Consider the following 13,603-nt stretch of genomic DNA (forward strand, 5'->3'; position numbering starts at 1 on the left):
AATCGAGTTAAACAAGGGCGACCTCAGAACCAGCGGTCATGGACGAAAAGAAGGCAGCAATCCTTGGTGAAATACCGCGCCTGCGTCGCTACGCACGCTCGCTTCTGCGCGACCGCGATTCCGCCGACGATCTCGTCCAGGATTGCCTCGAACGGGCGCTCTTGCGGCTCGAGAGCTGGCAGACAGGAGAAAGCCCCCGGAGGTGGCTGTTTACGATCATGCATCATTTGTTCATCGACCAGATGCGCAAGGTGAACCGGCGCGGCGAGGCGGCGATCCTGCCGCTTGACGCAAACGAGGCGCAGGCAGTCCCCGCCGAGCAGGCGGAGAACGCCGCCTCGCGCGAGATCATCGACGCGCTGCAAGCGATCAGCCCCGATCGCCGCGCCGCTCTCGTCATGGTCGCCATCGAAGGATTTTCCTATGCCGAGGCCGCCAACATTCTCGGCGTGCCCGCCGGCACGCTGATGTCGCGCATAGCGCGCGGGCGCGAGGAGCTGCGCAGCCTGCTCGACGACACGGCGCGCCGCCGCTCGATAAGGATCGTCGAGAAATGACCCGCCGCGATTTTTCCGAACGCGACATCCACATGGCCCTCGACGGCGAACTGCCGAGCGATGAGCGCGCCGCCTATGACGCCTGGATCGACGCCAATCCCGAAATGAAAGCGAAAAGCGCCCGCTATACCGCCGACCGCGCTGCGCTGCGCGCTGCCTTTGCCGGTGTGCTCGACGAGCCGGTGCCGATGCTGTTCAAGCAGATCGTGCGCGGCGAAGGCGCGACCAAAGTAGCGGCTCGGCACTCGCGCTGGTGGCTTGCGGCCGCGGCGGCCACGGTTCTCGTCGCCGGCGGTCTTGGCGGCTATTTTGCCGGCATCGACGGTATCGGCAGGGATGACGGGGCAGACGACCAGCTGGCCGAGGAGGCTATCGCCGCCCATGTCATCTATGCCGCCGAACAACGCCATGCTGTGGAAGTGCCTGCCAGCGACAAGGATCATCTGCAGACCTGGCTGTCCAACCGCGTCGGCCTGAAACTGGTGGCGCCGGATCTGGTGGCGGAAGGCTTCCAACTGGTTGGCGGCCGGTTGCTGCCTGCCGGCCAGGGCAAGGCCGCGATGCTGCTTTACGAGGACGCCAAGGGCCAGCGCATCTCCCTGTTCGTCACCGCTGATTCCTCAGCCAAGTCCAAGGGCACCTATATGGCCGACGCCGACGGTCCCGAGGCGGTCTACTGGCTGGACAAGGGCTATGCCTGCGCCGTCGTCGGCTCGCTGCCGCGCGAGCAGCTGGCCGCAGTCGCCAAGCGCGCCTACGGTCAGCTTCTGGCGGGTCTCGCCAGTTGAGCGCATTCCGTTTTCGCGTCATGCACCGGGGCGGCGGCGCACTTCGCGGTGCCGCCCCCATCGCCCGCCACTCGCGGCGGAACTGTCACAATTCGGCCCTATTCAAGGTGCGATAGCGCTTGGCTGACATCGGCGTTTCGGCTGATGTTTGCGACGTGTTCGACCGGGGCTTTCCACCCACTCAATCGAGGTTTTCTGAACCCGCATGCCTGCCGAGATTCGCAAGGCCCGCGCGTCCGACGTCGATGACCTCGCCGCCATCGAGAAGGCGGTTTTTTCCAGTGACCGCATTTCCCGGCGCTCCTTTCGCCTGTTGATCGAACGCGACACCGCCGAGATGCTGGTCGCCGAAAGCGATGGCCGCGTTGCCGGCTACGCCGTGGTGCTGTTTCGCAAGGGTAGCGGCGTCGCCCGGCTCTACTCGCTTGCCACCGGCCCGTTTTTCGGCGGCCTCGGCATTGGCCGCATGCTGCTTGCAGCTGCCGAAGAGGCCGCCTTCGAGCACGACCGCATGATGCTGCGTCTCGAAGTGCGCGAGGACAATCTGCGCGCCATCCGCATCTATGAGCAGAGCGGCTACCGCAAGATCGGCCGCGAACCGCACTACTACGAGGACGGCGAGACGGCGCTGCGCTACGAAAAGACCTTGCGCGGCGATATCCCGGTTGCCACCAAAGTGCCGTTCTACCAGCAGACCTGCGAATTCACCTGCGGCCCCTGCTGCCTGATGATGGCGATGGCCAATTTCGATTCCGGCTTCGCACCCGATCCGGTCATGGAAATCCGCCTGTGGCGTGAGGCGACAACCGTGTTCATGATGTCCGGCCCCGGCGGCTGCGAGCCGTTCGGCCTTGCGGTGGCCGGCCACGAAAACGGGCTTGCGGCGGAAATCTTCGTGTCCTTCTACGGCGCGCTGTTCCTGCAGTCGGTGCGCAGCGAGGACAAGCGCCGGGTGATGGAACTCGCCCAGGTCGACTTTCGCCGCCGCGCGGAACAATACGGCATCCCGGTGAATTACCGTCCATTCGCCATCGACGACATCCGTGGCGCGCTGGCTCAGGGAAAACTTGTGCTGGTGCTGATCAGCGGCTTCCTGATGTTCGGCAAGAAGGTGCCGCATTGGGTGCTGGCCATCGGCGACGACGGCGACCACATCCTGATCCACGATCCCTGGGTCGAGGACGAAAGACAGGAGACCATCCTCGATGCCGCCAACATTCCCGTCCCCCACGGCATCTTCATGAACATGGCGCAATTCGGCCGCGACGGACTGCGTGCTGCCATCACTCTTGGGAAACGCTGACAACAATGACCTGGGTCATCCTCACCGGCCGTCAGAACGATCTCGACCAGGCCGCGACGCCGCACAAGATCATCACCAACCGTGATTATCTTGCGCATCCGGCGCTGTTTCGCGGCCAGCAGCCGAAGGTCATCAACCTGTCGAACAATTACGCCTACCAGAGCCGTGGCTACTATGCCTCGCTGCTCGCCGGTTCGCGCGGCCACAAGGTCATCCCGACGGTCGAGACGATGATCGACCTGTCGGAGCGCAAGCTCTACGAGCACGCGCTGCCGGAACTGGAGCTGGCGCTCAACAAATGCCGCAAGGATTTCGGCGGCGTCTTTCCGCAAAAAGTCTGCATCTTCTTCGGCATCGGCCCGTCGAAGATCTGGGACCGCTTCGCCAAGCTGTTGTTCGACTGGTTCCGCGCCCCGGCGCTCGAGGTCCACATCAAGGACAGCGCCGAATGGGCTTCGATCCGCAAGATCGGCTTCCTGCCACTGGCCAGGATGACCGAGGAGGAAGAAGCCCTCTTCGTGCAGGCCCTGGAGACCTACACCAACCGCGAGTGGCGTGACACCAAGGGCCGCACACCGGCGCGCTACACCTTCGCCACGCTGGTCGATCCGCATGAGGAATTGCCGCCGTCGGAGATTTCGTCGCTGCGCTACTGGGCCAAGATCGCCGAAAAAATGGGCGTCGAAATCGAGCCGATCACCAGGAAGGACCTGGCCAAGCTCGCCAATTACGACGCGTTGTTCATCCGCGAGACCACCTCGATCTCCAACCATACCTACCGCTTCGCGCGCCGCGCCCAGCAGGAAGGCATGCCGGTGATCGACGACCCGCTGTCGATGATCCGCTGCACCAACAAGGTCTATCTCAACGAACTGATGGCCTACAACAAGGTGCCGGTGCCGCCGACGGTGATGATTGCCGGCACCACGGACCTCGAACTGGCGGCGCAGACGCTGGGCTTTCCGCTGGTGCTGAAGATCCCGGATTCATCGTTCTCGCGCGGCGTCAAGAAATGCGGCAACTTCGAGGAACTGAAGACACTCGCAACCGAATGGCTGGAGGATTCCGATCTCCTGATCGCGCAGAAATTCATCCCGACCGAATATGACTGGCGCGTCGGCGTACTCGGCGGCCAGCCGCTGTTCGCCGTGCATTATCTGATGGCCAAAAAGCACTGGCAGATCGTCAACCACAAGGCCAGCGGCAAGCCCGATCAGGGCGGCATCAAGACCTTCACGCTGAAAGAGACGCCTCCTCATGTCGTCGAGACGGCGGTGAAGGCGGCGCGCTGCATCGGCGACGGACTTTACGGCGTCGACCTCAAGGAAACCAAGGATGGCGTCTTCGTCATCGAGGTCAACGACAACCCCAATCTCGACCATGGCTGGGAGGATTCCGGCGAGAAGGACGAGGTCTGGGTGCGGCTGACGCAATGGTTCCTGGAGCGGCTCGACCGTCCCGGACGGTAACTGGGGGAAAAATGCAGTTCATCGTCATCGAGGATTTCACCGGCTGCGATCGCAAGGAGATTTATCGCCGCTTCGGCGAGCGCGGCCGCCTGAAGCCGGACGAGCTTGTCGTCCACCACTCCTGGATCGCGGCGGATATGAGCCGCTGCTTCCTTCTGGTCGAGGCCGATGACGTGACGCTGCTGCAGCGCTGGGTCATCGAATGGTCTGACCTTGTGGAGTTCGAGATCGTTCCCGTGGCGACGAACAAGGACATGGTGGCCGCATTGGCCAGCCATCTCTGAATGGGGCATTCGCCGCCCATCTCTGAGCGCCGCAGGCCATCATCGCAGAGCCGGCGAAGCCACCGACCGCCGGCATTCCTCGATCAGCCAATCGCGAAATGCCGCCACCACGTCGCGCCTTGCGCTGCGCTCCGGGATCGTCAGGCAATAGGGTTGGCGCAGCGCGATCGATAAAGCGTTCGGCCGGACCAGCCGGCCGTCTTCCAGTGCCTTAGCGCAATAGATGCCTTGCGCCAGCGCCACGCCCAACCCTGAAATGGCTAGGTCGAGCGCTGCCCGCGACGAGTTTGCCGACAGGCCGCGCTGAACGGCCCGGCCGGGCTCGATGGCGGCGGCCTCGAACCAGTTGCGCCACGACGGAAACGACGCGCCGGTCGGTCCCCAGTCGGTGTGGATCAGCGGCATGCGGACCAAGCTTTCGGGTTTGATCGTTGCCGCAAGCCCAGGCGCGCAGACGGGATAGACGGCGTCCCGGACAATGTCCTCGGTCGGGTGTTCGCGATAGTGCGGTCCGAAGGAAAGCCTGAGGTCGATCAGTTCACGGTCGAACGGCACCGGGTCGTCATCGCCGCGTAAGGAGATGTCTACGGCGCCGTGGCTGGCGACAAAGCCGGCGAGACGCTTCGAAAGCCAGCCCATCGCCATCGACGGCGGAACCGATATGACAAGGCGCGGGCGGAAGGCATCGCCGCCGCGCGCGATGCTGCCGATCTCCTGGAAGGCCAAGGTCAGCCTCGGCAGCATCTCGACGCCGGCTTCGGTCAGCACGACGCGGCGGTTGACGCGATGGAACAGCTTGCGGCCCATCTGCTCCTCGACCGTGCGGATGAGCTGGCTGACGGCGGCCGCCGAAATCGATAGCTCCTCCGCCGCCGCGGCAAAGCTCCCGGAGCGGGCAGCTGCCTCGAAGGCTTGAAGTCCTCTTAGGGATGGAAGTGCAGCCATTGGTGCTCTGATAAATAAGTTCAGCTTATCTATTTTATAGAAATCCTCGTTTTTCGAAAGGTTTCTTGTTGGAGTAGCGTGGCGCCATGACCGTATCAGCCCAGACCGAACCCAGAGACCATCGCGACGTGATCGCGTCGCTGACCAATGAGCAGCGCAGCCGCCTGACCGGCAAATCGGACGGGCCGGGACTGATCCAACTCGCCTTCCATCTCGGCGGGATCATCGTTATCGGCGCGCTGATTGCGGCCAAGGTGCCATACTGGCCAGTGCTGATGCTGCCGCAAGGCATTCTTATCGTCTTCCTGTTCACGCTGCTGCATGAGACGGTGCACAGGACGGCCTTCGAGACGCAGTGGCTCAACGATGCCGTGGCAAGGGTCTGCAGTCTGGCGATCGCGCTGCCGGCCGACTGGTTCCGCTACTTCCATTTCGCCCATCACCGCTTCACCCAGGATCCCGACAATGACCCGGAGCTTGCCTTCCCGAAGCCGGAGACGGTGCGGCAATACATCGTCCACGTCTCTGGTCTGCCGGTGTGGTGGGGGCATTTGCGGACGCTCTACACCAATGCGACCGGCGGCTGCCGCGACGGCTACGTGCCGCCAAAGGGTCTGCCCAAGGTGCGGACCGAAGCCCGCGCCATGATCGCCTTCTACGTCGTAGTCGCCGCACTAGCGCTCTGGTTCAAGGCGACGGTGCTGCTCTATGTCTGGGTCGTGCCGGCGCTGCTCGGCCAGCCCTTCCTCAGGCTCTATCTGCTGGCCGAACATGGCCGCTGCCCGCTCGTCGCCAACATGCTGGAAAACACCCGCACCACGCTGACCAACTGGCTGGTGCGCAAGGTCGCCTGGAACATGCCGTACCACGCCGAGCACCACGCCTATCCCGGCGTGCCATTTCACCAGCTGCCGGCGTTCCACCAGCTGATCGAGCGCCATCTCAAAGTGGTCGAGCCCGGCTATGTCAGCTTCCACGAAAAGTACATCGAGACCCTGCGCTGACGGCAGTACTCAAACGTCAGTCTTGGCTGGCTCGCCAGCCAGCGTCTGTTCGACGAGCGTGACGAAGTAGCGGAGCACGGTGGGAACGATGGCGTCGTTGAAGACGTAGCGGTCGCCGTGCAGGCCTTCGCCCGGCCCGACCGCGCCGGCGCCGATCCACGCGTAGCAGCCGCCGGCTTCGCGGACCATATAGGCAAAATCCTCGCAGCCGAGGCTCGGGTTGAATGCGGTCTCGACCTGTTCGCGGCCGAAGACAGCGGTGGCAGCATCGACGGCCTGTTCTGTCGCGACTGACGTGTTGACCAGCGGCGGATAGCCTTTCCGATAGGCGAGCTTGCAGGTCAGGCTGTGCGCCGCAGCGATACCCTCCGCGATCTCCCCGATCAGTCTTTCGCAATGGTCCGACAGAGCGGGCTCGAAGAAGCGGCAGGTTCCCTGCAGCCAGACCTTGCCCGGGACGATGTTGCCGACATTGCCGCCATGGATCTGCGTGATCGAGACGACCAGCGCCGTCTGCGGATCGACCGAGCGGCTGACGACGCGCTGCACGGTCTGGACGAAGGCGCTGGCCGCGAGCACCGGGTCGTCGCCCAGCTGCGGCATGGCGGCATGTGCGCCGGTTCCCTCGAAACTCAACTCGAAAGTGTCGACGGCCGCCATCATCGCGCCGGCACGGACCGCGATCTTTCCGAGCGGCAGCCCCGGCCAGTTGTGGACGGCGTAGACGGCTTCGACCGGAAAGCGCTCGAACAGCCGGTCCTCGATCATCCGCATGCTGCCGCCTTCGTTTTCTTCCGCCGGCTGGAAGATGAAGTAGACCGTGCCGTCGAAGGCTCTGCTATCGGCGAGCAGCTTGGCGGCGCCGAGCAGCATCGCGGTGTGGCCGTCATGGCCGCAGGCATGCATCACGCCGTCTTCTTTCGACGCATATGGCAATCTCGTCTTTTCCAGCACAGGCAAGGCATCGAGTTCGGCCCGAAGCCCGATCGCCCGCGCGCCCGGCCGTCCCCTGAGGACGCCGACCACGCCAGTGCCGCCTATACCTTCATGGATTTCATCGAGCCCGAAGGCGCGCAGCTTGTCGACGACGAAGCGCGCGGTCTCATACTCGCTGAAACCAAGCTCGGGATTGGCGTGGATGTGGCGCCGCCAGTCCACCACCTGCGGGGTGAGGGCGGCGACGGGGTCGTTGTGCGGCATTGCGCTCTCCTTGCCGGCCGTCGTAAATTCGGCCTTGTCGATGCCAGCACCTAAGGGGTTTGCGCCGGCAGCGTCTTGAACAGGATTGACCGTGTCGGGAATTCAACAGCCGCAGGAGACAACGCAGTTCTGGCGTCATCCGCGCTTTCGCGACCTTGGCATGCTCAAGGCGCGCTTCACGCGGCATCGCTACCAGTTGCACACGCACCCGACCTATGTCGTTGCCCTGATCACGCAAGGCTGCGAGCGCGTCCGCATCGGCAACGAGACCGTCGTCGCCCCGACGGGCACGGTCCTCCTCGTCAATCCGGAGATATGGCATGATGGCGAGGCGGGTGCCGAGCAGGGTTGGGGCTACCGCACCTTCTATCCCTCCGCCTCACTCATGGGCGCGATCGCTGCAGAACTCGGGCAGGATCGTGCGCCACTGTTTTCACAAGCGATCGTCGATGATGCCGACCTCGTCCAGGCGGTGGCCGCGGCACACCAAAGCTCGACATCAGGCGATGTCACAAGCGCCGAGACATCCATGCTCATCGCCCTGCGCAAGCTCATCCTGCGTCACGGCGACTGGGGCGGCCGGCGGCGCGAAGCGGTCGAAAGCTTCGGATCGAAAAACAGGCTCCGGGTCTATGAACAGCTCATCGAGGACAGGCTGACTTCGGACCTCGACCTGCAGCGGCTCGCCGAAGCCGCAGGCGTGACACGCTTTCAGGTCATCCGGGATTTCAAGAAAGTGCTGGGTCTCACTCCCGCTGCCTTCATCCGCGACCGCAGGCTGCGCCGCGCCGATCTCCTGATCCGCCAAGGCTCAAACCTCGCCGACGCCGCCTTTGCGGCCGGCTTCTCCGACCAGAGCCATCTCTCACGCACCTTCCGCGCCGCGCATGGAATGACACCGGGCATGTTCAGGCGGGCCGGGACGCTGCCCTCGTCTTCAGCAGCCGATTGATGTCAGCCGCCTTTGATGGCACGCCGATCAGAAAGCCCTGCGCCTCGACGCAGCCTGCCTTGCGCAATATGCCTAGCTGCGCTTCGGTCTCGACGCCTTCGGCGGTGACGGTGATGCCAAGTTCGGCACCAAGCCCGATGATCGAGCGCACGATCGCCGCCGTATCCTTGTTGTCGATATCATGGATGAACGAGCGGTCGATCTTGATCTTGTCGACGGGAAAACGCCTGAGATAGCCGAGCGACGAATAGCCGGTGCCGAAATCGTCCAGTGCGATGCGGATGCCGAGTTCGCGCAGCTGCCTCAGCGTCTTCAGCACTGTCTCGCTCTCATCCATCAGCACGGTTTCGGTGATCTCCAGCTCAAGCCGCCAGGCCGGCACGCCGGAAACGGCCAGCGCCGAAATCACGCTGCGGGCAAAGTCGGCGCTTTTGATCTGCACGGCCGAGACGTTGACGGCGATGCGCATTCCAGGTGGCCAGCCGGCGGCCACGCTGCAGGCCTGTTTCAGCGCCCATTCGCCCAGCGGAACGATCAGCCCGCTGTCTTCGGCTGCCGCGATGAAATCGTCGGGCGCCACCAGGCCGCGCGTCGGCGAATTCCACCGCATCAAGGCTTCGGCGCCAACGATTTCGCCCGACGCGATGTTGGTGATCGGCTGGAAATCCAGGACGAATTCCTGCCGCTTCAGTGCCGTCTCGAGATCGGTTTCGAGCGCCCGGCGCGCCCGCACCATGGCATCCATGCCGGGATCGAAAAAACGGTAGACGTTGCGGCCTTCGCTCTTGCCCCTATAGAGCGCCATGTCGGCGTTCTTCAAAAGCGTGTCGGCGTCCTTGCCGTCATCGGGGTAGAGGGCGATACCGAGGCTGATGCCGACATGCATGTCGCGACCCTTGTCGCGAAACGGCTGGCTGACGACGGAGACGATGCGCTTTGCCAGTTTTTCCGCGTCCGCAGCACCTTTGGGATTGAACTGCAGGATGGCGAACTCGTCGCCGCCGAGGCGGGCGACCACATCGGTGTCGCTGCGCAAACTGTGCCGCAGCCGCTGAGCCACGCATTTCAAAAGCCAATCGCCGGCCGGGTGCCCCCAGGTGTCGTTGACGGCCTTGAAGCGATCGAGGTCGAGCGAGAAGATCGCCAACGGAGTAGCAGCGGTTTCGCCAAGCGCCTGGTCGAGCCGCTCGCGGAACATCGAGCGGTTGGGCAGGTCGGTCAGCGTGTCGTAATGGGCAAGGTGGCTCATGCGCTCTTCGGCGCGCCGGCGCTCGGTGATGTCTTCGAAGGTCGCCACCCAGCCGCCGCCGGCAAGCGGCCGGCGCGCAATCAGCAACGTTCGGCCATCGGCAAGGCTACGGTTTGTAGAACGCGTTTCGCCGGCCTGCAGGCTGGCCCTGGTCTTGGAGATCTCGCCGTCAATATCTATCGACGGATAGATGCGCAGGCGAACCAGCTGCTCGAGCAGGTGGCGATGGCTCATGCCGAGCGGGAAGTCGCTGGGCGTGACGTTGTAGAGGTCGAAGAAGCGCTGGTTGCGCACGATCAGCGTGCCGTCCGCGTCATACATCAGCAGGCCTTGCGACATGTTGGCGAGCGCCGCATCGAAGCGGCGGTGCTGCTCCTTCAGTTCCTGCTGGGCCCGCCTTTGCTCCGTAATGTCCTCATAGATCGACACCCAGCCGCCCGAGGCCAGCGGTCGGTGGGTGATGGAAACGATACGGCCGTCTGACAGTATTTCCTCGTAGGTCGAGGCTTGCGCGCGCTCGATATAGGGCTTGCGGATGGCGTAGAGGTCTTGGGCGCTCTGCGAGGCGACACCGATGTCGACGCTGTGTTGGAGGATATCCAGGAACGGGATGCCGGGCCGCACGATCTTCGCATCGAGGGAGAAGATGCTGAGATAGTTGCCGTTGCAGATGATCATCCGCTCGTCGGCATCGAACATGCACAGGCCATGCGACATGTTCTCGACGGCCGCCGAAAAGCGCTCGTTCTGGTGGCGCAATTCGTCTGCGATCTGCCGTGACGGGGCGACGCCTCCGGCTCCCCGTCTGCGGACGGGCGAACCACCCTTGACGTGCGCAACGGACATGAGGCGTACCTGCTGACCGTGATCGAAACCCGGTACTGTGGGTGCCGCTGGTTAATTTAGCGTATGTTCACCCGGCTGAAGGCACGGCAACCGCTGCCTGGCGCTGCTTTTCGATCGTCGCATAGCGCTTGAGAAAGGCTGCCTGCGCCGAGGTCACCGAGCGCGGGGTGAAATCGAAGCGGTCGGCATTGAAGCCGCGCGGTCGGCCGAAGAACTCGGTTGCCTCCGCGGTCGAAAAGCCGGCGAGCAGCGTCGCCTCGTAGTAAGCAGCGATCTGGTCGGCGCGCTTGATCTCCTTGCGAAGGCCGACGCCGAGTTCGGCCGGCAGCGAAAAGCGTTGGTGGATGGCGTGCTGCAGCCTCAACTCACAGTCCTTGTAGGAGCCGCCCATCACCGATTTGAACGGCGAGATCATGTCGCCGATGACATATTCCGGCGCGTCGTGCAGCAGCGCCGCCAGCCGCGCGTTGGCCGAGGCGTCCGGCTGCAATTCGCCAAAAAGCGCCTCGACCAGCAGCGAATGCTGGGCAACCGAAAAGGCGTGATCGCCGCGCGTCTGGCCGTTCCAGCGGGCGACGCGGGCAAGCCCATGAGCGATGTCGGAGATTTCGATATCGAGCGGCGAGGGGTCGAGCAGGTCGAGCCGTCGTCCCGACAGCATGCGCTGCCACGCGCGCGGCGGCGCACCGACACGGTCGGCGGCCATCAGGCGTCCTCCGCGCCGACCGCTTCCCTGGGAAAGCTGAACTTTGCCCAGGAGGGAATAGTGAGCGAAACAGCGACGTCACCCGCCAGGATCGCCTGGCCGGCGTCGAGCGCCGCCTTGACCCGGTCGATGCGGGCAATGGCTAGGCCGCTCGTGCCTTCAGTCGAGCCGAGCGTGCCGACCGGCCGTCCGGCGACGGTCAGCTCCGTGCCCGGTGCGGGCAAGGCATGGTCGGCTGAAACGATCAGCACGCGCCGTCTGGCGGTGCCGCGATGCTGCATGCGCGAGACCACTTCCTGGCCGACATAGCAGCCCTTCTTGAACCCGACCCCGCCGGTCTCGTCGAGCAGCACGTCATGCGGAAAGGCGTCGCCGAGCTGATAGTCGAAACCACTCTCGGCAATGCCGTGGGCTATGCGGAGCGCTTGCCACGCTGCGGGGTCGCCGCCCGCTGGCGTACCGCCATAACTGCGCCTGACGGACAACTGGCTGAAGCGTGCATCGGAAACGTCAGTTGAATCAGTTTGTGAGGCGGTTGAATCGGGTCCCCACGCAACCGTCACAAGCATTTGATCCTGCTTGGCAATCTCGACCTTGGCGCGCAGCTTGTAAAGCGTGAGCCGGCGCAGGAAATCGTCGGCGACATCGACGCGGCATTCCAAGCGGAAGCCATTCTCGCCGCTGCGCGAGATCAGGAAGTCGAACAGGATCTTGCCTTGCGGCGAAAGCATTGCGCCGGGCTTTGCCTCTGCGGCGCCCAGCGTATCGAGGTCGGTGGTGAGGATGTTCTGCAAAAAATGCTCGGCATCCGGGCCTGACACGGCAATGAGGGCGCGGTTGTCGAGCGGGGCAAAGGGCATGGGCGGCAAAGAACCTGATCTTGCAAAACAGTCGGTCATTACGTAAGCCGCTGATACTCCCCCCGCAAGAGACCGAACGCCCATGGCCATCACCTTCGACCTCATCCTGACAGGCGGCACGGTGGTCAACCATGACGGCGAGGGCGCCCGCGACGTCGGCATCAGGGACGGTCGCATCGCGGCCATTGGCGATCTTCGCCAGGCCTCGGCCGGCGAAACGATCGACTGCCGCGGCCTGCACATCCTGCCGGGTGTCGTCGACAGCCAGGTGCATTTCCGCGAGCCGGGGCTGGAGCACAAGGAAGATCTGGAGACGGGTTCGCGCGCGGCTGTGCTGGGCGGCGTCACCGCCGTGTTCGAAATGCCCAACACCAATCCGCTGACCACCAGCGAAGCGGCGCTCGCCGACAAGATACAGCGCGCCACCGACCGCATGCATTGCGACTTCGCCTTCTGGGTCGGTGGCACGCGCGAGAACGCCAATGATGTCGGCGAACTCGAGCGGCTGCCCGGTGCCGCCGGCATAAAAGTGTTCATGGGTTCCTCCACCGGCGACCTGCTGGTTGAGGACGACGAGGGTGTCGCTTCGATCCTGAGAAACACCCGCCGCCGCGCCGCCTTCCACTCGGAGGATGAGTTCCGGTTGCGCGAGCGTCTCGGCCTGCGCGTCGAGGGCGATCCGTCTTCGCACCCCGTCTGGCGCGACGAGATCGCTGCCTTGCGTTGCACAGAACGCTTGGTCCGCATCGCGCGAAATACCCGCGCCCGCATCCATGTCCTGCACATATCCACCGCCGAGGAAATCATCTTCCTCGAACAGCACAAGGATGTCGCCACCTGCGAGGCGACGCCGCATCATCTGACGCTCGCCGCCGACGACTATGCGCGGCTGGGCACGTTGATCCAGATGAACCCGCCGGTGCGGGCGGCCCACCACCGCGACGGCGTCTGGCACGGCATTGCGCAAGGCATCGTCGATGTGCTGGGCTCCGACCACGCCCCGCACACGCTGGCCGAGAAGGCAAAGCCCTATCCGGCCTCGCCGTCGGGGATGACCGGGGTGCAGACGCTGGTGCCGATCATGCTCGACCACGTCAATGGCGGCCGGCTGACCCTGCAGCGCTTCGTCGACCTCTCCAGCCACGGCCCGCAGCGCATTTTCGGCATGGCGAGAAAAGGCCGTATCGCCGCCGGCTACGACGCCGATTTCACCATCGTCGATATGAAGCGTCGTGAAACCATCACCAATGCGCAGGCCGGCTCCAGGGCCGGCTGGACGCCGTATGACGGTAAAGAGGTGACGGGGTGGCCGGTCGGCACGGTCGTGCGCGGACAGCGCATCATGTGGGACGGCGAGATCGTCACGCCCGGGCAGGGCAGGGCAGTGGCGTTTTCCGAGGCGCTGCCGGCTTAGCGGTTTCTTACCGCGTTGGATTTTTT

General features: G+C 64.1%; 13 protein-coding genes. 8 read left to right on the forward strand and 5 right to left on the reverse strand.

Features of this window, described 5'->3' with window-relative positions:
* The first annotated feature begins 38 nt into the window (after positions 1-38).
* The 5 genes from H0241_RS17860 to H0241_RS17880 all read left to right on the forward strand — a co-directional run bounded on the left by H0241_RS17860 (position 39) and on the right by H0241_RS17880 (position 4,401).
* Positions 39-557: an RNA polymerase sigma factor gene (locus H0241_RS17860; protein WP_112560736.1), complete on the forward strand. Its 519-nt coding sequence runs from the start codon at positions 39-41 to the stop codon at positions 555-557.
* Positions 554-1,345 (forward strand): anti-sigma factor family protein, encoded by a 792-nt coding sequence (locus tag H0241_RS17865; RefSeq protein ID WP_181058972.1) that lies wholly within the window; start codon positions 554-556, stop codon positions 1,343-1,345. Before H0241_RS17860 ends, H0241_RS17865 begins: the two co-directional genes overlap by 4 nt.
* A gap of 205 nt (positions 1,346-1,550) precedes the next feature.
* On the forward strand, positions 1,551-2,648 hold the full coding sequence (locus tag H0241_RS17870) for a peptidase C39 family protein (protein ID WP_181058973.1): 1,098 nt from the start codon (positions 1,551-1,553) through the stop codon (positions 2,646-2,648).
* Between the two features lie 5 nt (positions 2,649-2,653).
* A complete protein-coding gene (locus H0241_RS17875) occupies positions 2,654-4,117 on the forward strand; it encodes a RimK family protein (RefSeq protein WP_181058974.1) in 1,464 nt (487 codons plus the stop codon).
* A gap of 11 nt (positions 4,118-4,128) precedes the next feature.
* On the forward strand, positions 4,129-4,401 hold the full coding sequence (locus H0241_RS17880) for a DUF3303 domain-containing protein (protein WP_181058975.1): 273 nt from the start codon (positions 4,129-4,131) through the stop codon (positions 4,399-4,401).
* A 39-nt stretch (positions 4,402-4,440) separates the two neighbouring features.
* On the opposite strand, the gene H0241_RS17885 is transcribed toward H0241_RS17880, so the two are convergent.
* Positions 4,441-5,346 carry a LysR substrate-binding domain-containing protein gene (locus H0241_RS17885; protein WP_181058976.1) on the reverse strand — a complete coding sequence of 302 codons (906 nt, stop codon included), beginning with the start codon at positions 5,344-5,346 and terminating at the stop codon, positions 4,441-4,443.
* Positions 5,347-5,432: 86 nt separating this feature from the next.
* Between H0241_RS17885 and H0241_RS17890 the strand changes: the two genes are divergently transcribed.
* Entirely contained in the window at positions 5,433-6,350 is a 918-nt protein-coding gene (locus tag H0241_RS17890) for a fatty acid desaturase family protein (RefSeq protein ID WP_181058977.1), read from the forward strand.
* A 9-nt stretch (positions 6,351-6,359) separates the two neighbouring features.
* Here H0241_RS17890 and H0241_RS17895 read toward each other — a convergent pair whose 3' ends face one another.
* Positions 6,360-7,550: an amidohydrolase gene (locus tag H0241_RS17895; protein ID WP_181058978.1), complete on the reverse strand. Its 1,191-nt coding sequence runs from the start codon at positions 7,548-7,550 to the stop codon at positions 6,360-6,362.
* Positions 7,551-7,641: 91 nt separating this feature from the next.
* Between H0241_RS17895 and H0241_RS17900 the strand changes: the two genes are divergently transcribed.
* Positions 7,642-8,502 (forward strand): AraC family transcriptional regulator, encoded by an 861-nt coding sequence (locus H0241_RS17900; protein WP_328824729.1) that lies wholly within the window; start codon positions 7,642-7,644, stop codon positions 8,500-8,502.
* Here H0241_RS17900 and H0241_RS17905 read toward each other — a convergent pair.
* The 3 genes from H0241_RS17905 to ygfZ form a co-directional block, all read right to left on the reverse strand.
* Complete coding sequence (locus H0241_RS17905; RefSeq protein ID WP_181058979.1) at positions 8,459-10,597, reverse strand: putative bifunctional diguanylate cyclase/phosphodiesterase; 2,139 nt, start codon at positions 10,595-10,597, stop codon at positions 8,459-8,461. The two genes, H0241_RS17900 and H0241_RS17905, sit on opposite strands and share 44 nt — an antisense overlap.
* 67 nt (positions 10,598-10,664) lie before the next feature.
* Positions 10,665-11,303 carry an HD domain-containing protein gene (locus tag H0241_RS17910; protein ID WP_181058980.1) on the reverse strand — a complete coding sequence of 213 codons (639 nt, stop codon included), beginning with the start codon at positions 11,301-11,303 and terminating at the stop codon, positions 10,665-10,667.
* Positions 11,303-12,163 (reverse strand): CAF17-like 4Fe-4S cluster assembly/insertion protein YgfZ, encoded by an 861-nt coding sequence (gene ygfZ, locus H0241_RS17915; RefSeq protein WP_181058981.1) that lies wholly within the window; start codon positions 12,161-12,163, stop codon positions 11,303-11,305. The genes H0241_RS17910 and ygfZ overlap by 1 nt, the downstream gene beginning before the upstream one ends.
* 82 nt (positions 12,164-12,245) lie before the next feature.
* On the opposite strand from ygfZ, the gene H0241_RS17920 reads away from it, so the two are divergent.
* The gene (locus H0241_RS17920) at positions 12,246-13,577 is read left to right on the forward strand and encodes a dihydroorotase (RefSeq protein ID WP_181058982.1); all 1,332 of its coding nucleotides are present in this window, start codon (positions 12,246-12,248) and stop codon (positions 13,575-13,577) included.
* The last annotated feature ends 26 nt before the right edge of the window (positions 13,578-13,603 follow it).

The organism is Mesorhizobium neociceri, assembly GCF_013520985.1.
Classification (GTDB): domain Bacteria; phylum Pseudomonadota; class Alphaproteobacteria; order Rhizobiales; family Rhizobiaceae; genus Mesorhizobium; species Mesorhizobium neociceri.